Origin of the sequence: Enterobacter sp. SST3 (assembly GCF_000286655.1) — a bacterium.
GTDB classification, from domain to species: Bacteria; Pseudomonadota; Gammaproteobacteria; order Enterobacterales; family Enterobacteriaceae; genus Enterobacter; species Enterobacter roggenkampii.
Window position 1 is genome coordinate 13,525 of the sequence record NZ_ALNS01000018.1, and the last position, 21,937, is coordinate 35,461.

General features: G+C 57.4%; 20 protein-coding genes. 5 read left to right on the forward strand and 15 right to left on the reverse strand.

Annotated features, from left to right (window positions below; all coding sequences use genetic code 11):
- Nucleotides 1-23 precede the first annotated feature (23 nt).
- The 5 genes from ubiB to udp form a co-directional block, all read right to left on the reverse strand.
- Entirely contained in the window at nucleotides 24-1,664 is a 1,641-nt protein-coding gene (gene ubiB / locus B498_RS10290; RefSeq protein ID WP_008501523.1) for a ubiquinone biosynthesis regulatory protein kinase UbiB, read from the reverse strand.
- Nucleotides 1,661-2,266 carry a ubiquinone biosynthesis protein UbiJ gene (gene ubiJ, locus B498_RS10285; RefSeq protein ID WP_008501524.1) on the reverse strand — a complete coding sequence of 202 codons (606 nt, stop codon included), beginning with the start codon at nucleotides 2,264-2,266 and terminating at the stop codon, nucleotides 1,661-1,663. Before ubiJ ends, ubiB begins: the two co-directional genes overlap by 4 nt.
- Before the next feature lie 13 nt (nucleotides 2,267-2,279).
- Nucleotides 2,280-3,035, reverse strand: coding sequence for a bifunctional demethylmenaquinone methyltransferase/2-methoxy-6-polyprenyl-1,4-benzoquinol methylase UbiE (ubiE, locus tag B498_RS10280; RefSeq protein ID WP_008501525.1), 756 nt, complete (start codon nucleotides 3,033-3,035; stop codon nucleotides 2,280-2,282).
- A gap of 66 nt (nucleotides 3,036-3,101) precedes the next feature.
- Nucleotides 3,102-4,559, reverse strand: a complete 1,458-nt coding sequence (gene rmuC, locus B498_RS10275) for a DNA recombination protein RmuC (protein ID WP_008501526.1) — start codon at nucleotides 4,557-4,559, stop codon at nucleotides 3,102-3,104.
- A gap of 140 nt (nucleotides 4,560-4,699) precedes the next feature.
- Complete coding sequence (gene udp / locus B498_RS10270; protein WP_003860792.1) at nucleotides 4,700-5,461, reverse strand: uridine phosphorylase; 762 nt, start codon at nucleotides 5,459-5,461, stop codon at nucleotides 4,700-4,702.
- Nucleotides 5,462-5,716: 255 nt separating this feature from the next.
- Here udp and B498_RS10265 point away from each other — a divergent pair, with 255 nt between their 5' ends.
- Complete coding sequence (locus B498_RS10265) at nucleotides 5,717-6,523, forward strand: dienelactone hydrolase family protein (RefSeq protein ID WP_008501527.1); 807 nt, start codon at nucleotides 5,717-5,719, stop codon at nucleotides 6,521-6,523.
- A 44-nt stretch (nucleotides 6,524-6,567) separates the two neighbouring features.
- Here B498_RS10265 and metE read toward each other — a convergent pair whose 3' ends face one another.
- Nucleotides 6,568-8,829 (reverse strand): 5-methyltetrahydropteroyltriglutamate--homocysteine S-methyltransferase, encoded by a 2,262-nt coding sequence (metE, locus tag B498_RS10260; protein WP_008501528.1) that lies wholly within the window; start codon nucleotides 8,827-8,829, stop codon nucleotides 6,568-6,570.
- A gap of 115 nt (nucleotides 8,830-8,944) precedes the next feature.
- Here metE and metR point away from each other — a divergent pair, with 115 nt between their 5' ends.
- Nucleotides 8,945-9,898 (forward strand): HTH-type transcriptional regulator MetR, encoded by a 954-nt coding sequence (metR, locus tag B498_RS10255; protein WP_008501529.1) that lies wholly within the window; start codon nucleotides 8,945-8,947, stop codon nucleotides 9,896-9,898.
- Here metR and B498_RS10250 read toward each other — a convergent pair.
- From B498_RS10250 to pldB, 3 genes are all read right to left on the reverse strand, one after another.
- Nucleotides 9,786-10,685 (reverse strand): carboxylate/amino acid/amine transporter, encoded by a 900-nt coding sequence (locus tag B498_RS10250; protein WP_008501530.1) that lies wholly within the window; start codon nucleotides 10,683-10,685, stop codon nucleotides 9,786-9,788. The genes metR and B498_RS10250 overlap by 113 nt on opposite strands.
- 82 nt (nucleotides 10,686-10,767) lie before the next feature.
- Nucleotides 10,768-11,568, reverse strand: a complete 801-nt coding sequence (gene yigL / locus B498_RS10245) for a sugar/pyridoxal phosphate phosphatase YigL (RefSeq protein WP_008501531.1) — start codon at nucleotides 11,566-11,568, stop codon at nucleotides 10,768-10,770.
- A 31-nt stretch (nucleotides 11,569-11,599) separates the two neighbouring features.
- A complete protein-coding gene (gene pldB / locus B498_RS10240; protein WP_008501532.1) occupies nucleotides 11,600-12,592 on the reverse strand; it encodes a lysophospholipase L2 in 993 nt (330 codons plus the stop codon).
- Between the two features lie 109 nt (nucleotides 12,593-12,701).
- Between pldB and rhtB the strand changes: the two genes are divergently transcribed.
- Entirely contained in the window at nucleotides 12,702-13,322 is a 621-nt protein-coding gene (gene rhtB / locus B498_RS10235) for a homoserine/homoserine lactone efflux protein (protein WP_008501533.1), read from the forward strand.
- On the opposite strand, the gene rhtC is transcribed toward rhtB, so the two are convergent.
- The 3 genes from rhtC to pldA all read right to left on the reverse strand — a co-directional run bounded on the left by rhtC (nucleotide 13,319) and on the right by pldA (nucleotide 16,790).
- Nucleotides 13,319-13,939, reverse strand: a complete 621-nt coding sequence (rhtC, locus tag B498_RS10230) for a threonine export protein RhtC (protein WP_008501534.1) — start codon at nucleotides 13,937-13,939, stop codon at nucleotides 13,319-13,321. The two genes, rhtB and rhtC, sit on opposite strands and share 4 nt — an antisense overlap.
- 61 nt (nucleotides 13,940-14,000) lie before the next feature.
- Nucleotides 14,001-15,830: an ATP-dependent DNA helicase RecQ gene (recQ, locus tag B498_RS10225; protein WP_008501536.1), complete on the reverse strand. Its 1,830-nt coding sequence runs from the start codon at nucleotides 15,828-15,830 to the stop codon at nucleotides 14,001-14,003.
- Between the two features lie 90 nt (nucleotides 15,831-15,920).
- Nucleotides 15,921-16,790: a phospholipase A gene (gene pldA / locus B498_RS10220; RefSeq protein ID WP_008501537.1), complete on the reverse strand. Its 870-nt coding sequence runs from the start codon at nucleotides 16,788-16,790 to the stop codon at nucleotides 15,921-15,923.
- A gap of 163 nt (nucleotides 16,791-16,953) precedes the next feature.
- Between pldA and yigI the strand changes: the two genes are divergently transcribed.
- Both yigI and rarD read left to right on the forward strand, forming a co-directional pair.
- The gene (gene yigI / locus B498_RS10215; RefSeq protein ID WP_008501538.1) at nucleotides 16,954-17,421 is read left to right on the forward strand and encodes an acyl-CoA thioesterase YigI; all 468 of its coding nucleotides are present in this window, start codon (nucleotides 16,954-16,956) and stop codon (nucleotides 17,419-17,421) included.
- A 51-nt stretch (nucleotides 17,422-17,472) separates the two neighbouring features.
- Entirely contained in the window at nucleotides 17,473-18,369 is an 897-nt protein-coding gene (gene rarD / locus B498_RS10210) for an EamA family transporter RarD (protein WP_008501539.1), read from the forward strand.
- Between the two features lie 83 nt (nucleotides 18,370-18,452).
- Here rarD and corA read toward each other — a convergent pair whose 3' ends face one another.
- The 3 genes from corA to uvrD form a co-directional block, all read right to left on the reverse strand.
- Entirely contained in the window at nucleotides 18,453-19,403 is a 951-nt protein-coding gene (corA, locus tag B498_RS10205) for a magnesium/cobalt transporter CorA (RefSeq protein ID WP_008501540.1), read from the reverse strand.
- A 150-nt stretch (nucleotides 19,404-19,553) separates the two neighbouring features.
- A complete protein-coding gene (ysgD, locus tag B498_RS23375; RefSeq protein ID WP_212743980.1) occupies nucleotides 19,554-19,610 on the reverse strand; it encodes a YsgD/CorL family protein in 57 nt (18 codons plus the stop codon).
- 149 nt (nucleotides 19,611-19,759) lie between these two features.
- On the reverse strand, nucleotides 19,760-21,922 hold the full coding sequence (gene uvrD, locus B498_RS10200; protein WP_008501541.1) for a DNA helicase II: 2,163 nt from the start codon (nucleotides 21,920-21,922) through the stop codon (nucleotides 19,760-19,762).
- Nucleotides 21,923-21,937: the final 15 nt, after the last annotated feature.

Consider the following 21,937-nt stretch of genomic DNA (forward strand, 5'->3'; position numbering starts at 1 on the left):
GACCTGTCGATAGCGACGCAAACTCAGCGCGTTTTTCGCCATCCGGCAAGCCAGACAACCACCCCGGCGGCCATCAGCCAGGCGGGCATCATCTGCCACTCCGGGCGGTTGATCAGCAGCAGCGTGCCGCTCAGCAGCAGCGTTGCGCCAATCCCAAAGAGATAGCGTGACTGGCCCTGGCGAACACGGCTGGACTGAAGTTCGCGAGCGATTTTATCCATGCTGTGCTGAAGGTTCTTGCTCTGACGCAAACTGTCATAAACCAGTTCAGGAATTTCAGGCATTTTTTCTATCCAGAACGGGCCTTTCTCTTTCAGCGAGCGCACCAGCGCCGGAATGCCAACCTGATCCTTAATCCAGGATTCCAGGAAGGGTTTCGCGGTCTTCCACAAGTCTAACTGAGGATAGAGCTGTCGGCCTACACCCTCAACGTAAAGTAGTGTTTTCTGAAGTAAAACTAGCTGTGGCTGAACTTCCATATTAAAGCGGCGAGCCGTGTTGAACAGGTTCAACAGCACATGTCCGAAGGAGATTTCCGCCAGCGGTTTTTCAAAAATCGGTTCGCAAACGGTCCGGATCGCAAACTCGAACTCTTCGACGTTGGTGTCCGGCGGCACCCAGCCGGAATCGACGTGCAGCTCGGCCACCTTACGGTAGTCGCGGTTGAAGAACGCGATGAAGTTCTCGGCCAGATACCGTTTATCTTCTTTATTCAGCGACCCCACAATCCCGCAGTCGATACCGATATACTTCGGATCCTCAGGGTGCTCGTAGCTCACGAAGATATTGCCCGGGTGCATGTCCGCATGGAAAAAGCTGTCGCGGAACACCTGGGTGAAGAAGACCTGCACGCCACGCTCGGCCAACAGCTTCATGTTCGTTCCCTGCTTCTCCAGGGCCACCACATCCGAAACCGGAATACCGTAGATACGCTCCATCACCATCATGTTCTGGCTGCAGTAGTCAGAATAGACTTCAGGGACATAAAGCATCGGGCTGTTTTCAAAGTTGCGACGCAGCTGAATAGCGTTTGCCGATTCGCGCAGCAGGTTAAGCTCATCAATCAGCGTTTTTTCATATTCCCGCACCACTTCCATCGGGCGCAGTCGGCGGCCATCAGGTAATAAACGCGGAACCCAACGGGCCAGACGGTAAATCAGCTTCATGTCGGCTTTGATGATCGGCAGAATATCCGGGCGGATCACCTTAATTACCACCTCTTTGCCGTTTTCTTTCAGACGCGCAGTGTGCACCTGAGCAATAGAAGCCGACGCCAGCGGTTCTATTTCGAAATCGTCAAACCAGGTTTCAACGGGAAGATTACCCATCGCCTCTTCGATCTGTTTCTTCGCCCTCACCCCGTCAAACGGGGCAACACGGTCCTGCAGCATCGCCAGTTCATCGGCAATGTGCGGCGGAAAGAGATCGCGGCGGGTCGACAGCATCTGCCCGAACTTAATCCATACCGGGCCAAGCTCCTGCAGCGCCAGGCGCAGGCGTTCGCCAAGCGGCTGACCTTTATGGCGGTTAGGCATCCAGAACAGCATCCGCCGCCAGATACGAAGCGGCAGCGTGATACGCATTTTAGGGATAAGCTCGTCGAGCCCGTAGCTCAAAAAGGTACGAATAATGAAGTAGAGGCGCCGAATTTCACCAGGCGTCATTTGCCCTCCAGTTTTTCCAGCCGTTTGGTTAACGCATCAACCGCACGTTCAACAGCCGCGGTTTCTTCCGCAAACCATGCCACTTCCAGCGGTCCGGGGGCCATTCGCCACTCTTCAGTCAGTACTTCCGCCGCATAGCGTTGCTGACGTAGCAGGCTTTTACGCGCAAAGGACGCGCCACCATGAAGAACCTTCCCGATGCCTTCCGCGGCAATGTCACCGATAAACGGCGCGAGCAGCTCTGCCGGATCAAACTCCGCCAGATCGGTAAGCGCAACGAAGTTCTGCACGACCTGAATGTCGCCTTCCACTTCCAGCTCACCGCTGCGGATAAGTGCCGTTAATTGCTGGCGATCGCGCAGTTTTGGCAGCACGCTCATGTGCGTGATGACCGAGCAGTCGGCGTCACCTTCCCACGCCCCCAGAACGTCAAGCTGGCGTTCGCTGAAGACCAGCACCAGCGGCGTCGAGAACTCTTTTAAAACAATGCGCAATACCTTCCCGTTTAGCCGCTGACGCGCAGCCTTCAGCGCTGGTGCACGATAGAGAAAGGCATTCAGTACGTTTTCGATACCTGCGGAGACTAAGGGTTTAAAGGGCACGGGACACCTCCACTCAGAACTTGTAACCGCGATGCAGCGCGACGACACCCGCCGTCAGGTTGAAATATTCAACGTTCTCGAATTCAGCATCCTGCATCATGGCTTTTAAGGTGTCTTGATCCGGGTGCATACGGATAGATTCCGCCAGATAGCGATAGCTTTCCGCGTCGTTAGCCACCAGCTCACCGATGCGCGGCAGCACGTGGAAGGAATAGGCGTCGTAAGCTTTGCTCAGCGGCTCGATAATCGGTTTGGAGAATTCAAGCACCAGCAGGCGTCCACCCGGCTTCAGCACGCGATACATGGAGCGCAGCGCTTTTTCTTTATCGGTCACGTTACGCAGACCGAAGGAGATCGTGATGCAGTCAAAGGTATTATCCGGAAATGGCAGCGCTTCAGCGTTGGCCTGCACATATTCCACGTTCCCCACCACGCCGATGTTACGCAGCTTTTCGCGGCCCATTTTGAGCATGGAGTCATTAATATCGGCGAGGACAACGCGCCCGGTTTCGCCCACCAGACGAGAGAATTTCGCGGTTAAATCGCCCGTACCACCGGCTAAATCCAGCACCGTTTGTCCACGACGCACGCCGCTACAGTCGATAGTGAAGCGCTTCCACAAGCGATGAATGCCGAACGACATCAGGTCATTCATCACATCGTACTTCGCCGCCACGGAATGAAATACATGGGCCACCATGTCAGCTTTCTGCGCTTTGGCGACAGTCTGAAAGCCAAAGTGCGTTGTGTCTTGTGAATCGTCAACCATCTCAGAGCCTGCTTATCAGTAAAATGTTCGTGAAGTGTAACAGATTGGGCGCAATTGCCCTACGTTTCAACCACCGCGAAAGAAACGCGTCGGAGTCTCGTCTGGTGATAAATCCACCGCTAACGTGTTGTCTTCACTGTTTGTCTTTTGTTCGTCCGCCCCTTCACGCAGGCGAAACTCGTCGTCCTGGGCGGTAGCCTGTTCAACCAATTCCGGATTAATCTCGCGTTTCACCTCAACCCCCAGGCTGCGGAATGATTCGGCCTGCGCCAGAAGATTGCCACGTCCTGAGGCGAGTTTTTTCATCGCCTGACGGTAGTTATCCTGCGCGCGGTCCAGGCTCTGCCCGACTGAGGACATGTCGTCCACGAAGAGGCGCATTTTGTCGTACAGCTTGCTGGCGCGGTCGGCAATCTGCTGCGCGTTGCGGCTCTGGTGCTCGTAGCGCCACAGGTTCGCAATCGTGCGTAAGGCCACCAGCAGCGTGGTGGGGCTGACCAGCATAATATTATTTTTGAGCGCTTCGGTGATGAGTTCAGGCTGCCTGTCGAGTGCCAGCAGAAACGCGGGCTCGACCGGAATAAACATCAGGACATAGTCCAGCGAGCGCAGCCCCGGTAGCTGCTGATAGTCTTTCCTGCCGAGCAGGCGAATATGATTACGCACCGAGGCAATGTGCTCCTGCAGCGCCGATTCTCGGGTGTAGTCATCCTCCGCATTGAAGTAACGCTCATACGCCACCAGCGTCATTTTGGCGTCAATCACCACATCTTTGCCCTGCGGCAGCCGCACAATCACATCCGGCTGCATTCGCGAGCGGGCATCGTTTTCGATACTCACCTGCGTTTCGTATTCATACCCTTCCCGCAGGCCAGAGGCTTCCAGGACGCGGGTCAGCACCACTTCTCCCCAGTTGCCCTGGGTTTTGTTATCCCCTTTAAGCGCGCGGGTGAGGTTGACCGCCTCCTGCGCCATCTGGGCATTCAGCTGCTGGAGATTGCGGATTTCATGCGCCAGGGTGTGCCGCTCTCGGGCTTCCTGACCAAAGCTGTCCTGTACCTGGCGTCGGAAGCCGTCCAGCTGTTCACGTAGGGGCGTCAGCAGGCTGTTCAGGCTCTGGCGGTTCTGCTCGTCAACGCGGCGGTTGCTGTGCTCAAAAATACGGTTCGCGAGGTTTTCAAACTGTTCGCTGAGGCGCTGCTCGCTGTTGATCATCTGGCGGATTTTATCTTCCGCATGCAGTTGAGTGGATTCCAGACGGGTGGTCACTTCGCGGAGATCGGCCTCCAGCGAGGTGTTGATATCTCTCAGGTTGCGCAGCTCGTTGTTGAGTAACTCGCACTCCTCTCGCCAGTGATCACTCAGCACAAGCTGCTGCTTTGCCGCGCTTAATTCGGCGACGATCTCTTCGCGTTCAGCCAGTTGATCGGCCTTCTGCTGTGCATGCTGATAGCTGGAAATGAGCCAGCCTATCGCCACGCCCGCCAGCGCAATCACCGCATAAATCAGGACTGAGATATCCACAATGCCCCCTGCATCAACGTATTACCCGCACAAAATAAGATTGTGCTGTATAAACGTCCAGTTTGAAAGGGTTTTCCTGCGAGGCGCTACGCAAAAAATAAAGGCCGAACGTGTCGGCCTTTGATTTCGAAAGGAGAGGATTAGATCAGGCGACGCGCGGCTTCAACCACGATTTTCACCGCATGACTTTCGGTCTGCTTCATGGTTTCAGCGTTCGGGATCTCCTGCTGAGTACGGTTGACGATAACGCCCGCCACCATACCGGCACGCAGGCCCTGGCTTGCGCACATGGTCAGCAGCGTGGCGGATTCCATTTCGTAGTTCATCACGCCCATGGACTGCCACTCTTCCATAGAGCCTTTGAAGCGGCTTACCACGCGGCCAGAGAAGGTGTCGTAACGCTCCTGACCGGGATAGAAGGTATCGGACGAAGCGGTTACACCCACGTGAGTGGTCGCGCCAACGGATTTCGCGGCTTCAACCAGCGCGGTGGTACATTCAAAGTCTGCTACTGCCGGGAATTCCATCGGCGCAAAGTGCAGGCTTGCGCCATCCAGACGCACGGACGCGGTCGTGACCAGCACGTCGCCCACGTTGATGTGCGGCTGAATAGCGCCGGTCGTACCGATACGCAGGAAAGTACGAATGCCCAGCTGTGCCAGCTCTTCAACAGCAATAGACGTAGACGGGCCACCGATACCGGTAGAACACACGATCACGGCTTTACCATCCAGCTCTGCGCGCCAGGTGGTGAATTCACGATGGGCTGCCAGCTTAACCGGCTTATCCATCAGCGCGGCGATCTTTTCCACACGCTCCGGATCGCCAGGGACGATAGCGAGCGTAGCCCCTTGTAAATCGTTTTTAGTGAGGCCGAGATGAAAAACATCAGACTTAGACATAGGTGACTCCTCTGTGGGTCGGTTAGTCAGAAGAAGTAAAACGGTACTTTACAGAAGCGGAAAGCATAATTTCGTGACACATCTCACCATGAATGAAAATGATTGCATTGAATTTCCATAAAAAAGTGATTTACATCACATTAACAAGTTATATCGTCAGGTGCTGCACAAAAGATAGACCGTTTAAGGCACTGTGAGTTGTTAACCTGGTGACTATATTTACCTTTGCGCTAACTCATTGGTACGGAGAATGCCATGACTGAAAAAACCGGTTTTGCACCTGCTGCGGCCCCGCATGCCTCAACCATCGTCTCAACGTCTGAAGAGGCCATCACGGCGGGTGACACCTCTATTCCCTCGCAGGGAGAGAATATGCCTGCTTACCACGCCCGACCAAAATCGGCAGACGGTCCGCTGCCCATCGTAATCGTGGTCCAGGAAATTTTCGGCGTTCACGAACACATTCGCGACCTCTGCCGCCGGCTGGCGCTGGAAGGCTATCTGGCCGTTGCGCCAGAGCTCTACTTTCGCCAGGGCGATCCGAACGATTACAGCGATATTCCCACCTTGCTCAGCAACCTGGTCAGCAAAGTCCCGGATGCGCAGGTGCTGGCCGATCTCGACCACGTCGCCAGCTGGGCGGCGCGCAACGGGGGCGATCCCCATCGTCTGCTGGTCACCGGTTTCTGCTGGGGCGGACGCATCAGCTGGCTGTATGCCGCGCATAACCCGCAGCTTAAAGCCGCTGTGGCCTGGTACGGTAAACTGGTAGGTGAAAAAACACTCAATTCACCGCAACATCCCGTGGATATCGCCACGGAGCTGAATGCCCCCGTATTAGGGCTGTATGGCGGTCAGGACACCGGTATTTCGCTGGATTCGGTAGAGACCATGCGCCATGCGCTCCGTGCGGCCAATGCGAAGGCGGAGATCGTGGTGTATCCGGATGCCGGGCACGCGTTTAACGCGGATTATCGTCCGAGCTATCACGCGGAATCAGCCAAAGACGGCTGGCAGAGAATGCTGGCGTGGTTCAGCCAGTACGGCGGTAAAAAAGCGTAAAAAAAAGCCCGGTGGCGTCTACGCCTTACCGGGCCTACGCATCATCAAGCCTGACGCAAGTTTTGCGCCGCCTTCACCATGTTCGCCAGCGCGGCACGCGTCTCCGGCCAGCCGCGAGTTTTCAGGCCGCAGTCCGGGTTCACCCACAGACGCTCTGCCGGAATGCGCTGGGCCGCTTTTTTCAGCAGCGACTCAATCCACTCCACGCTCGGCACGTTCGGAGAGTGGATGTCGTACACCCCCGGACCGATTTCGTTTGGGTAGTCGAATTCTTCAAACGACTCCAGCAGCTCCATGTCTGAACGCGAGGTCTCGATGGTGATCACGTCAGCGTCCAGCGCGGCAATCGAATCCATGATGTCGTTGAATTCGCAGTAACACATGTGGGTGTGGATCTGGGTGTCGTCCTTCGCCACCGCGGCGTTGATGCGAAACGCCTCCACGCCCCACTTCAGGTAGGCATCCCAGTCGCTGCGGCGCAGCGGCAGACCTTCGCGCAGCGCCGGTTCGTCAATCTGGATAATGCCAATGCCTGCGGCTTCCAGATCCGCCACTTCATCACGCAGCGCCAGCGCGATTTGCTTCGCGATGGTCTCGCGGGTCACGTCCTCACGCGGGAAGGACCAGCAAAGAATGGTCACCGGACCGGTGAGCATGCCTTTTACCGGCTTGTCGGTCAGGGACTGGGCGTACTTCGCCCACTCAACCGTGATCGGCTCCGGACGGCTGACGTCACCGATGACCACCGGCGGCTTGACGCAGCGGGAGCCATAGCTTTGCACCCAGCCGTTCTGGGTAAAGACGAACCCGTCCAGGTGTTCACCGAAGTATTCCACCATGTCGTTACGCTCGGCCTCGCCGTGCACCAGCACGTCCAGCCCCAGCCGCTCCTGCTCGATAATCGCCTGCTTGATGTGTTCGGCAATCCCGGTGCGGTAGTGATTCGCATCCAGATTCCCCTTTTTGAAGTCCAGACGCAGGCCGCGGATTTCGGTGGTCTGCGGGAAGGAACCGATAGTGGTGGTTGGCCACGCAGGCAGGTTGAACCGGGCGCGCTGGGCTTCGGCACGCACTTCATACGGGCTATGGCGCTGGCTGTCCCGGGCGGTGATGGCCGCCAGGCGTTTTTCTACCGCCGGGTTGTGCACGCGAGCCGAGTGGCGGCGCGCCTGGATTGGTGCACTCCATTCGCGAATCGCCGCCGTGTCGCCGCTGTTCAGCGCATCGCGCAGCAGCGCCAGCTCTTCACATTTTTGCAGGGCGAAGGCAAACCAGCTTTTTACTTCAGGGTCGAGACGGGTTTCCACGCTCAGATCGATCGGACTGTGCAGCAGCGAGCAGGATGAAGCCACCCAAAGCTCGCGTTTGCCGACGATGTCTTTAATTTGGGCGTATTTCTCGGTCAGATCGGCGCGCCAGACGTTACGGCCGTTGACCAGACCGGCGGAGAGCAGCCAGTCTGCTGGCAGGCGCTTGTGCAGTTCTGCGACGTCATCTTTACCGTGCACCAGGTCAACGTGCAGCCCCTGCACCGGCAATCTGGTGATGGTGCTGAGGTTCGGCGTCACACCTTCAAAGTAGGTGGTAAGCAACAGCTTCACCTGTCCGTTGAGTGCATCGTAAGCCGGTTTGAAAGCATCAAGCCAAACCTGAGGCAGTTCGAGCACCAGCGCGGGCTCGTCGATTTGCACCCACTGAATGCCACGTTTGCCCAGTTCAATCAGCACCTGTTTGTAGACCGGCAGAATGTCCTTCAGCAGGCTGAGCCGGTCAAACGGCTCGCCTTTGACTTTCCCCAACCACAGATAGGTCACCGGCCCCAACAGTACGGGTTTCACCTGGTGGCCCAGCGCCAGCGCTTCGTCCACTTCATCCAGAAGCTGCGTCCAGGTCAGCCTGAACTGCTGACCTTTTACGAACTCCGGTACCATATAGTGATAGTTGGTGTTAAACCACTTGGTCATTTCCGCCGCTGCCGCTGGCTCACCCGTTGGCGCACGGCCACGGCCGATGCGGAACAGGGTATCGATATCTACCGATCCATCGTTGTTCTGATGACGAGCCGGCACGTTGCCAAGCAGCAGGCTGGTCGTCAGAACATGGTCGTACCAGGCGAAATCGCCCACCGGCAGCAGGTCAATTCCCACCTGCTTCTGCTGCGCCCAGTGACGGGCGCGCAGCTCGCGCCCCACTGCCAGCAGTTCTTCACGGGTGGCGTTCCCCGCCCAGTAGCTTTCTTGCGCTTTTTTCAGCTCGCGACGCAGGCCAACGCGAGGGAAACCGAGAGTGTGATTGCGGATTGTCATGGTATGCCCCTTGTGAAATTCGTTATTTAGACGTCCAGATGTTTACACTTCTATAATTGGCAGGTACTGTATATTCCTCAAGCGCAAAATGTTCATGGCGAAGTGAAGGACTTTCATGATCGAGATAAAACACCTGAAAACGCTGCAAGCGTTGCGGAACTGCGGATCGCTCGCGGCAGCGGCGGCCACGCTGCACCAGACCCAGTCCGCCCTTTCTCACCAGTTCAGCGATCTGGAACAACGCCTCGGCTTCCGTCTTTTTGTGCGTAAGAGCCAGCCGCTGCGCTTTACGCCGCAGGGCGAAATTTTGCTTCAGCTGGCGAATCAGGTTCTGCCGCAGATCGCCAGCGCGCTGCAGGCGTGTAACGAACCGCAGCAGACCACGCTGCGTATCGCCATTGAGTGCCACAGCTGTATTCAGTGGCTGACCCCCGCGCTTGAGAACTTCCGCCAGAAGTGGCCGCAGGTGGAGATGGACTTTAAATCCGGCGTGACGTTCGACCCGCAGCCCTCGCTGCAGCAGGGCGAGCTGGATCTGGTGATGACGTCCGATATTCTGCCGCGCAGCGGCCTGCACTATTCGCCGATGTTTGATTATGAGGTGCGCCTGGTGCTGGCACCGGACCATCCGCTGGCGACCAAAACGCGCATCACGCCGGAAGACCTGGCAACGGAAACGCTGCTGATTTACCCGGTGCAGCGCAGTCGTCTGGATATCTGGCGCCACTTCCTGCAGCCCGCAGGCATTAGCCCGCAGCTGAAAAGCGTGGATAACACCTTGCTGTTGATTCAGATGGTAGCGGCCAGCATGGGTATCGCGGCGCTGCCGCACTGGGTGGTGGAGAGTTTTGAACGCCAGGGCCTGGTGGTCACCAAAACCCTGGGTGAAGGACTGTGGAGCCGGCTGTACGCCGCCGTGCGCGATGGCGAGCAGCGTCAGCCGATTACGGAGGCGTTTATTCGCTCAGCGCGGAACCACGCGTGCGACCATCTTCCGTTTGTGCGGAGCGCGGAGCGACCCAGCGTCGATGGACCCACAGCGAAGCCAGGATCACCGCTCCCCCAATAAGGAAGCTTGGCCAGTGCGGCTGTTGCTGCCAGATGGCAAGGTTGACCAGCAGCCCTGCAGGAACATGTACGTTGTTCATGATCCCGAGCGTACCGGCGTCGACCTGCGTCGCGCCGTAGTTCCACATGAAGTACCCCAACCCGGAAGCCACGACGCCCAGCCAGACCAGAACACCCCACTGTACGGTGGTGGTAGGCAGCTTTTGCGGGTTACCCAGCATAAACCACGCCGCCACCGCGACGATCGCAGCCCCCATGTAGAACCACGCAAACGCGTTATGCTGCGGCATCGGACGGGTTTCCATCAGGCGTTTGTAGCCCACCATGCCGATGGCGAAGCTGATGTTGGCGAGCTGGACGAACATCAGCCCGGTCCAGAAGTGATCGCTCACTTTGTCGTAGCGAATAATTGCCGCGCCAATCACCGCCAGCGCCGCGCTCAGCAGATATCCCCAACGCAGGCGGCGCTTGCTAAGCAAATCGTAGATCAGCGTGATATAGAGCGGTGTTAGCACGGTGAACAGCAGGAATTCCGAGACGGACAGGTAGACGTAAGCCCGGAAGCTGAACAGGTACATGATGCCGAGCTGCATCGCCCCCACCAGCATATACAGCACAATCGTTTTCAGCGACTGCCCGCGCGTGCGCAGAAACGGCAGGAACACCAGCGCCGCCAGCCCCACGCGCATCAGCACCGAGAAGTAGCTGTCGACCGAACCGGCAAGGTATTCGCCAATCAGGCTAAAGGAGAAGGCCCACAGGATAGTGGTGATAATGAGTAGCGCCACAATGCTTGTCTCTCAGAAAGAAGGACAGGCATTGTAGCGAACTCTTTAGTTGACAACTGAGCAATAAACAACCAAATGAGGATTATTCAAGGAACAGCTTGCACAGGTATTTCGGTACCGCGTTGTCAGCGTTAGAACCAATCACCTCCAGCTCCGGGTGCAGATCTTTCAGACGCTGATGCGCGTTCTGCATGATGCAGCCCTTACCCGCCATCGACAGCATTTCAGCATCGTTCATGCCGTCGCCAAAGGCGATACAGTCTTTCAGCTCGAAGCCCAGACGTTTCGCGACCGCTTCCAGCGCGTGCCCTTTGGAGACGCCTCCCGCCATCACTTCCAGACAGGTCAGGGTTGAGAAGCTGACGTTGACGCGATCGCCCCAGCGGGCGTTGATCGCCTGTTCCAGCGGGAGTAGCTCTTCGTGGCTGTCGCAGGTGAAGAACACCTTGCTGATCCCTTCCGGCTCCAGCAGGCCTGGCTCGTACAGGGAGTAGTTGAATACGGCTTCCTTGAAGAAACGCATCTCATCCGGGCGGTGGCGGTTCATGAACCAGTCGTCGTCGCGGTAAACGTTCGTAACGATAGCCGGGTTGTTGTGCACCACGCCGAACAGATCGGCGGCAATATCGCGATCCAGGTTGTGGGTAAAGATCAGGTTGCCGTCGGTATCGTGCACACGCGCACCGTTGGAGGTGATCATGTACGATTTGATCTCAAGATTATCGCGGATCTGCCCCACGTCGACGTGGTGGCGGCCGGTGGCAAATACGAAGTTCACGCCACGGGCGGTCAGAAGCTTCAGGGTCTCTTTCGCGTAAGGCGACAGCGTGTGGTCAGGGGAAAGCAGCGTGCCATCTAAATCAGATGCAACAACCTGGTACATAGGGATTTCAACCTCTGGTGGAAAACAAAAATCAATTATGCCTGTTGAAAAATTCAACAATGGCGTTGAGCGCGACTGAGCGCATAGCGTCCTTTTCAAAAAGGATCTCATGGTACGCGCCGTTAATGACCAGCGGTTTTCCCCCTTCACAAGGGTGACCGGCGGCAGCGCGCAGTTCACAATAGCGGTCATGCATGCGGTTATCCACCACACGCTCTTCTTCCGCCTGAATCAGGAGTGTTGGCGTGTCGTCGTTGTCGACACCAGCCAGCACCTGCTCACCGGCAAGGATACCTTCCCGTACCCAGTGATATGTCGGGCCACCCACGCGCAGGCGGGGCTCATCGGCATAAAAACGCAGGTTACGACGATAGCGCTGGCGACTGTGCGTCAGCACGTTCATCGCAAACGGCAGCGCCCGCCAGCGTCCCGTCCCGATGGCATAGCCTTCCCGAATGCGCTGATGGCCCTCAGCCCAGTCGAGAATATGGCGTACCATCCAGTCAGGAAAGCGCATGACGATGCCATACATCGGCGCGGTGAGCGCAATGGCGTCGCACTGGTGAGCGTGGCGCTGTAAAAACAGCGTTGAAATCGCACCGCCCATTGAGTGCGCCAGAATATAGCGCTTCCGCCAGGGGCCTGGCTCGACCTCCTGCTGCCAGAACGCGGCGAGATCGTCGACGTAATCGCTGAAGTTATCCACGTGGCCGCGATGGGTATCCGATAACAGGCGCCCTGACAGCCCCTGCCCGCGGTGATCGATAATCAGCACATCGAAGCCCAGATGGAACAGGTCATAGGCCAGTTCGGCGTATTTGATGTAGCTCTCAATACGTCCGGGGCAGACCACAATGACCCGGTCATTTTTCTTGTCGTGAAAACGCACAAAGCGTACTGGAATATCGCCGACGCCCGTAAACTCATCTTCCTCACGCTGGCGCCAGAAATCGGTCAGCGGCCCCATGGAGAAAGCAGCAAATGCGTTTTCTCGTGTTTCCCAGTCCTTTTTCTGCTGAAACATTGGGTTTCTACTCACCTAAGCCAAGGAATATCGTTTTTTCGTAACCGGTCACAAAATGACTCAACAATAGCGTATTGTGGCATAAAAACAGACAATTCGGGAGTTTCAAATGACCTTCGAGTGGTGGTTCGCTTACCTGCTGACATCCATCATCCTTAGCCTTTCACCGGGCTCGGGCGCCATTAACACCATGACCACCTCCATCAACCACGGCTATCGCGGCGCGGCGGCGTCCATTGCCGGTTTGCAGACCGGGCTGGGCATTCATATCGTGCTGGTCGGGATTGGTCTGGGCACCCTGTTCTCCCGCTCCGTACTGGCCTTTGAAGTGCTGAAATGGGCCGGGGCGGCCTATCTGATTTGGCTCGGCATCCAGCAGTGGCGCGCGGCAGGCTCCATTAACCTGAATACGCTCGCTCAGACGCAAAACCGCGGTCATCTGTTTAAGCGTGCGGTTTTCGTCAACCTGACCAACCCGAAGAGCATCGTTTTCCTCGCCGCGCTGTTCCCGCAGTTTATCGTGCCGCATCAGCCGCAGGTGATGCAGTACGTAGTGCTGGGCGCGACCACCATTATCGTCGATATTATCGTCATGATTGGTTACGCGACGCTGGCGCAGCGGATTGCGGCGTGGATTAAAGGGCCTAAGCAGATGAAGGCCCTGAATAAAGTCTTTGGTTCGCTGTTTATGCTGGTTGGCGCGCTGCTTGCGTCAGCGCGTCATGCTTAGCGAGAAATGATGAGATGAATGCCGAAGCCGGCGAACAGCGCGCCGGCGAAGCCGTCGATCCACTTCGCAATACGCTGGTAGCCGCGGCGCATCGCCGGTAAGGCGAACAGACTGGCCACGATGGTAAACCAGGCAAAGGTTTCAACGACGATCAGCAGGAAGATGCCCCAGCGTGCGCCCGCACCGACGCTATCTCCCACAAACAGTGAGAACACGGAGCCGAAATAGATAATCGCTTTCGGGTTCGCCAGGTTGGTCAGCAGCCCTTTTACAAAGCTGCGGCCGCCCGTTGCCAGCTCGACCTTTGGCTCTTCCGGTTTTTTCTCTTCTTTTTTCAGCGCCCCGCGCAGCATCTGGTAGCCCATCCAGCACAGGTACAGCCCGCCGCCGACCATAATGATGTTATGCAGCCAGGCCATCTTCTCCAGGATCAGGTTCAGACCGAGCAGCGCAACCGCCGCCCAGACCATTACGCCCATGGTGATACCGAGCACACCCATCATCGCCTCCTTGCGGGAGCGGCTGACGGCCGTTTGCGACACGAAGAAAAAGTCAGGTCCCGGGCTCATCAGCGCAACGATGTGCACTAACGCCACGGTGAGAAATAGCATTAACATAATTAGCTCGCGGGGAAATAATTCAGTAAGTCATCATCCTGGCACTTTTTCGCCCGGCTGACTACTCCTCATCATCACCATCAACGTGGGAACGGATGAGCGCCATAAACTCTTTACCGAAGCGCTCCAGCTTGCGCGTACCGACGCCGTTGACGCTGAGCATTTCGCTGGCGCTGAGCGGCATCTGCTCGGCCATCTCAATGAGCGTCGCGTCGTTGAACACCACGTAAGGCGGGATGTTCTCTTCATCAGCGATGGCCTTACGCAGCTTGCGCAGTTTGGCGAACAGCTTGCGGTCGTAGTTGCCGCCGTAGGATTTCTGCATCACGCGCGGCTTGAGGGCGACCACGCGCGGCACGGCGAGCTTCAGTTCAACGTCACCGCGCAGCACCGGACGCGCCGCTTCGGTCAGCTGTAGCGCGGAGTGCTGAGCAATGTTCTGCGTAGCAAAGCCGAGATGAATCAGCTGGCGAATAATGCTGACCCAGTGCTCGTGGCTCTGATCCTTGCCAATACCGTAGACAGGCAGCTTGTCGTGGCCCATGTCGCGGATACGCTGGTTGTTGGCACCGCGCAGCACTTCCACCACGTAGCCCATCCCGAAGCGCTGGTTTACGCGGTAAATGGTCGAGAGCGCCTTACGCGCGTCCATCAGGCCATCGTACTGTTTTGGGGGATCCAGGCAGATATCGCAGTTACCGCACGGCTCCTGCCGCCCTTCACCAAAGTAGTTGAGCAGCACCAGACGACGGCAGGTTTGCGCTTCGGCAAACGCGCCCATCGCGTTGAGCTTGTGGCGCTCGATATCCTGCAGCTGGCCCTGCGGCTTCTCTTCCAGACAGCGGCGCAGCCACGCCATATCGGCCGGATCGTAAAACAGCATCGCTTCCGCAGGCAGGCCGTCACGTCCGGCGCGGCCGGTCTCCTGATAGTAGGATTCGATATTGCGCGGAATGTCGAAGTGCACCACAAAGCGCACGTTCGGCTTGTTGATCCCCATCCCGAACGCCACCGTCGCGACGACGATTTGCAGGTCGTCGCGCTGGAATTTTTCCTGCACGTCGGCGCGGATGTGGTTCTCTAACCCGGCATGGTATGCCGCCGCGCTAAAGCCACGGTTTTGCAGACGCGCAGCGGTGTCTTCCACCTTTGCGCGGCTGTTGCAGTAGATGATGCCGGACTTGCCGCGCTGCTCCTGGACGTAGCGCAGGAGCTGATCCAGCGGCTTGAATTTTTCCATCAGCATGTAGCGGATGTTCGGACGGTCGAAGCTGCTGACCTGAATATACGGGTCGTTCAGCCCCAGCAGGCGAACGATATCCTGGCGCGTGGTGTCATCCGCCGTGGCGGTAAGTGCCATAAACGGCAGCTCGGGGAAGCGCTGACGCAGCTGGCCGAGGGCGGCGTATTCCGGGCGGAAATCGTGTCCCCACTGGGAGATACAGTGCGCTTCATCCACCGCCAGCAGAACCGGATTCCAGTGCGCGAGATGGTCGAGGAAGTTATCCAGCATCAGGCGTTCCGGCGCGATATACAGCAGGCGGATCTGCCCGGTGCGGCACCCGGCCATCACCTCTTGCTGCTGCTCCCGGGTTTGCGTCGAGTTCAGACAGGCCGCCGCGACGCCGTTGGCGAGCAGCTGGTCAACCTGGTCTTTCATTAGCGAAATGAGCGGGGATACCACGACCGTCAGGCCGTTAAGCACCAGCGCGGGCACCTGATAACAGAGGGACTTACCGCCGCCGGTCGGCATCACCACCAGACAGTCACGGCCTTGCAGCACCGTTTCAATGATGGTTTCCTGGCCAGGGCGGAACTGCTGGTAGCCAAAGGTTTCATGCAAAACCTGTTTAGCCAGCGACTCCTGATTCAATACTTCCGCCTGCGCCACATTAACCCCATATGCGAAAAATAAAACAGGCGCTATTTTCAGCGCCTGAGAGAGAAACTTCAACGTTTAACGCAAAAACATTCGAGCAACCTAGAGAATATCGTTCAGCATCACGCCCACGCCGACGCGGGTCTGGTTGAAGTTGTAATCGATAAGCGACTCGCCGTAACCGCTGTAGACCTGCGTATAGATGCGAACGTGCTTCGTCATAGGATAGCTTAAGCCCACTTCCGCGCCGCCGTAACCGGTATTCCAGTTATACTGCCCCTTCGCGCTCAGTACGGCATCGCCCAGCTGATAGCCGACTTTGAGCTGGTAGTAGCCCATGTATTTGGTGATGTCCGGGTTGTCATCAGTGCTGCCGACCACATACCACGGCTTCACCTCCACCATCCAGTTACCGTTCTGCGCCATCAGGCGCGTATAGGCGCGGTTCCAGCTACGGGATGTCGGATCGGAACGTCCGTTAGAATCATGGTTAAAGCCCACTTCGACGTCACGCAGCGTCCAGCCGGCGAATTCATAATCCGTTGCGAACCCGAGGAACAGCTGCGGCTCGTAGTTGGTTTCGCGGAACGGCGAGGATTCCCCGCTGTTAGAGAGCTGCCACCAGGACTTCTGCGTGTAAGACGCACCAAGCACCGAGTTCGGCCCCAGAATGCCGCGCCAGAACGGGAACGCGAGGCTGAGCTGGAACTTCACCTCATCTTTACGCGCATTATCAGACCAGTTATAGGAGCTTATCGCCTCTTTGTTGAGGTCGCTGGTCTGGGTGTAAATCACGTAGTTGGTGTCGTACGGATAGAGCGTGAACGGATTGTCATGCTCCTGAAGAAGGTTCGCGATAATGCTACCGTGCACGGCAGGCTTATCATGCACCTCTTTAATTGTCGCTTCCTGCGCATAGGCTGTGAGGGGCAGCGAAATCGCCGCCAGTAACCAGGCCAGATACGTCCGCATCGGTGGTGTTCTCCTGCAAAAGAGTAAAATTACCTGAATAGTTATGTGGCGAACATTCTACAGACTTCTGCGACAACTGCTGCATCCTCGTTTCTGAAAGTAGCATTCCTAGTTGCTGAGGCATAAAATCAACATTTCGTTAACAATAAGGATGTGATGCCTCATGTCAGCCATGCTTACCGCCGAAGAAGTGTTAAAACTCGTGGGCGAGATATTTGTTTACCATATGCCGTTTAACCGCGCGCTGGGACTGGAGCTGGAGCGTTACGAGAAAGACTTTGCCCAGCTGAGTTTCAATAACCAGCCGATGATGGTCGGGAACTGGGCGCAAAGTATTTTACACGGCGGCGTGATTGCCTCCGCGCTGGACGTGGCGGCAGGACTGGTCTGCGTGGGCAGTACGTTGACGCGCCATGACACCATCAACGAAGACGAACTTCGCCAGCGTCTGGCGCGCATGGGCACCATTGATTTGCGCGTCGACTATCTTCGCCCGGGGCGCGGAAACCGCTTCACCTGTACCAGCAGCCTGCTGCGCGCCGGGAATAAAGTTGCCGTGGCGCGCGTGGAATTGCACAACGAAGAACAGGTTTATATCGCCAGCGCAACCGCCACTTATATGGTGGGTTGAGGCGGCAAAATCGGGTAAAATTGATTCACTTTTTTGTAACGGATTTTCCCGATGGATGCTAAACAGACGCGGCAGGGCGTTTTACTCGCCCTTGCCGCTTATTTTATTTGGGGTATCGCCCCGGCGTACTTCAAGCTAATCGCCTACGTTCCGGCTGATGAGATCCTCACTCACCGCGTCATCTGGTCTTTCTTCTTTATGATTGCGCTGATGAGCCTCAGCCGTCAGTGGTCGGGCGTCAAAACGCTGCTGCAGACCCCGAAGAAGATCTTCCTGCTGGCGCTCTCTGCCGTGCTGATTGGCGGTAACTGGCTGCTGTTTATCTGGGCAGTGAATAACCATCACATGCTCGAAGCGAGCCTGGGGTACTTCATTAACCCGCTGGTGAACATCGTGCTGGGGATGATTTTCCTCGGTGAGCGCTTCCGCCGGATGCAGTGGGTGGCGGTGATTCTGGCCTTCTGCGGCGTGCTGGTGCAGCTGTGGACGTTCGGCTCGCTGCCAATTATCGCCCTCGGTCTTGCGTTCAGCTTTGCCTTCTACGGCCTGGTGCGTAAGAAGATTGCGGTGGAAGCGCAGACGGGGATGCTGTTTGAAACCCTGTGGCTGCTGCCGGTGGCGGCGATTTATCTCTTCGGCATCGCCGACAGCCCAACCAGCCACATGGGCAGCAATCCGTGGTCGCTGAACCTGATGCTGATGGCGGCGGGCGTGGTAACCACCATTCCACTGCTGTGCTTCACCGGTGCAGCGACGCGCCTGCGTCTCTCCACGCTGGGCTTCTTCCAGTACATTGGCCCGACGCTGATGTTCCTGCTGGCAGTGGTGTTTTACGGCGAAGTGCCGGGTGCGGATAAGATGGTGACGTTCGCCTTTATCTGGGTGGCATTGGCGATCTTTGTTGCGGATGCGATTTATACCCAGCGCAGGGGGCGCAAAGGGCTGTAGGCCTTTTTGCCGGATGGCGGCTGCGCCTTATCCGGCCTACAAGATCTGTAGGCCCGGTAAGCGTAGCGCCACCGGGCGGATTCTCAAAGCCAGTTACGACGCTTAAAGTACAGATACGGCGCCAGCCCGGCGAGGATCATGAAGATAATCGCCCCCGGGTAGCCAAAGCTCCACTTCAGCTCCGGCATAAACTCGAAGTTCATCCCGTAGCTGGACGCCACCAGCGTCGGCGGCAGGAACACCACGGACACCACCGAGAAGATCTTAATGATGCGGTTCTGCTCGATGTTGATAAAGCCCATCGCCGCCTGCATCAGGAAGTTGACCTTCTGGAACAGGGATTCGTTGTGCGGCAGCAGGGATTCGATATCGCGCAGGATCTCACGCGCCTGCTCCAGCTGACCGCCCGGCAGACGCGCCTTGCGCACCAGGAAGTTCAGCGCGCGCTGGGTATCCATCAGACACAAACGCACCTTCCAGCCGATATCTTCCAGCTCCGCCAGGGTGGAGAGCGCTTCGTCGTACTCATCGCCCTGATGGCCTTCCATGATCACGCGACTCAGCTTTTCCAGATCGCTGTAGATGTTTTCAATTTCATCCGCCAGCTGTTCAATTTTGGTCTCGAACAGATCGAGCAGCAGCTCATAGGCGTTGCCGTCCACCATCGCCTGGCTGCGGGCGCGCATGCGGTAAAGGCGGAATGCCGGTAGCTCACGCTCGCGCAGGGTAAACAGACGACCGTCGCGAATGGTAAACGCCACGGTGGAGTTGCCCGCGTGGTCTTCGGCATCTTCGAAGAAGAAGAAGGAGTGAATGTGCAGGCCGTCTTCGTCTTCAAAAAAACGGGCGGATGCTTCGATGTCTTCCAGTTCCGGGCGCGTTGCCAGGCTTTGCCCCAGCTCAGATTGTACGCGAAGGCGCTCATCGTCGTCCGGCTCGACCAGATCCACCCATACGGCATCAATGAGGGGCTGTGACTCTTCGGCTTCAAGCCGAGTCAGTCGGTTATTTTCGAGTTGAAATGCGCTCAACATGACCGGGACTCCCAATGCAAAAAATATCGGACAGTTCGGTGGGCACACAGAAACAAATTGGGTTTCAGACCATTAAACAGCCTGACTCAGCGCGACGGGAATAATGCAGTCGCTGACAACCACTAAGGCCATCAGCAAGAGGAGATAGCCTTAGGAGTTGTTCCTGGATGACAGGGAATTGAGCCAGTATCTACTGGGTGTGTCCAAGGCGAATGTCCTCTTAGCGTAATCGTGCGCGCATGTTACGCCAGCTATAACTGTGGCGTCAACACGCAACGAAACGCTGAAGGGCATTAATTGACCTTCAACGTATAAGGCTAGCAGATTATTACAAAATAATGATATTTTTCTGAAAGTTAGACTGTTTCCAGCTTCGCGTAGGCGGCCACCAGCCATTTAATCCCCTGCCCCTGGAACGCCACCTGCAGGCGGCTGTGCTCGCCGCTGCCTTCCAGATTCACAATGGTGCCTTCGCCAAACTTCGAATGGCGCACGCGCTGGCCCAGCTTGTAGCCGGTGTCGGTTTCCGCAATCGGCGAGCCCATGCGCTGATGGCTGACCGGACGGCTGATGCTCGCCCGCAGACGTACCTCTTCGACACACTCTTCCGGCAGTTCACCGATAAAGCGCGACGGACGGTGATAGACCTCTTTGCCATACAAACGGCGGGTTTCAGCGTAGGTCAGCGTCAGCTTTTGCATCGCTCGCGTCACGCCCACGTAGGCCAGACGGCGTTCCTCTTCCAGACGTCCGCCTTCATCCAGCGACATCTGGCTCGGGAACATCCCCTCTTCCATGCCAACAATAAACACCTGCGGGAACTCCAGACCTTTGGCGGAGTGCAGGGTCATGAGCTGAACCGCATCCTGCCAGGTGTCCGCCTGCCCTTCCCCCGCTTCCAGCGCGGCGTGGGAGAGGAATGCCTGCAGCGGCATCAGGTCCTCGTCTTCTTCGTTGTAGCTGAACTGGCGCGTTGCCGTGACCAGTTCCTCTAAGTTCTCAATACGGGTCTGGCCCTTCTCGCCTTTTTCCTGCTCGTACATGGTGCGCAGGCCGGAGTCTTTAATCACCCGGTCGGTCTGCACGTGCAGCGGCATGTCGGCGGTTTCCTGCGCCAGGGCGTCAATCAGTTCAAGGAAGCGCTGCAGGGCGCTGGCCGCGCGTCCGGCAAGGGCCTTTTCCTGCAGCAGCTCGCGGCACGCCTGCCACAGCGTCAGCTGACGGTCGCGCGAGGCCTGACGCACCACGTCCAGCGTACGGTCGCCAATCCCGCGGGTCGGCGTGTTGACCACGCGTTCAAACGCCGCGTCGTCGTTACGGTTGGCAATCAGACGCAGATACGAGAGCGCATCTTTGATTTCCTGACGTTCGAAGAAGCGCATACCGCCGTAAATGCGGTACGGCATCCCCACCTGCAGCAGCGCCTCTTCCAGCACGCGCGACTGGGCGTTGCTGCGATAGAGAATGGCGCACTGCTCCAGCGCGCCGCCGTTGTCCTGCCAGGTTTTGATGCGGTTGACCACGAAGCGCGCTTCGTCGAGCTCGTTGAAGGCGCAGTAAATCGAAATCGGTTCGCCGTCGACGCCGTCGGTCCACAGCTTTTTACCCAGACGCCCGTTGTTATTCTCAATCAGGGCGTTAGCCGCACTCAGGATATTGCTGGTAGAGCGGTAGTTCTGCTCCAGACGGATGGTTTGCGCGCCGGGGAAATCGTTGAGGAAGCGCTGAATGTTCTCCACCTGCGCCCCGCGCCAGCCGTAGATCGACTGGTCGTCATCGCCCACGATCATCACCTTGCCGGTATCGCCGGCCAGCAGGCGGATCCACGCGTACTGGATGTTGTTGGTATCCTGGAATTCGTCCACCAGAATGTTGGTGAAGCGTTCACGGTAGTGCTGCAGGATGTGCGGCTTGTTGAGCCACAGCTCGTGAGCGCGCAGCAGCAGCTCGGCAAAATCCACCAGGCCGGCGCGATCGCACGCTTCCTGATAGGCCTTGTAGACGTTCTGCCAGGTCTGCTCGACCGGGTTGCCGAAGCTCTGAATATGGTGCGGGCGCAGCCCTTCGTCTTTCTGGCCGTTGATGTACCACATCGCCTGACGCGGCGGCCACTGCTTCTCGTCGAGGTTCATCGCCTTGATCAGGCGCTTCAGCAGACGGAGCTGGTCTTCGCTGTCGAGGATCTGGAAATCCTGCGGCAGGTTGGCGTCCATGTGGTGCGCACGCAGCAGGCGGTGCGCCAGACCGTGGAAGGTGCCAACCCACATGCCGCCCTGGCTGGTGCCCATCAGCTGGGCGATGCGGTGGCGCATCTCCGCCGCCGCCTTGTTGGTGAACGTGACCGCCATGATGGAGTACGGCGAGCAGTTTTCCACGCTCTGCAGCCAGGCGATACGGTGAACCAGCACGCGCGTCTTACCACTGCCCGCTCCAGCCAGCACCAGCAGGTTGGTGCGCGAGGCGGCAACCGCGTCACGCTGTTTGTCATTAAGGCTGTCGAGCAGGTAAGAAACGTCCATTGGCACCGTCACATA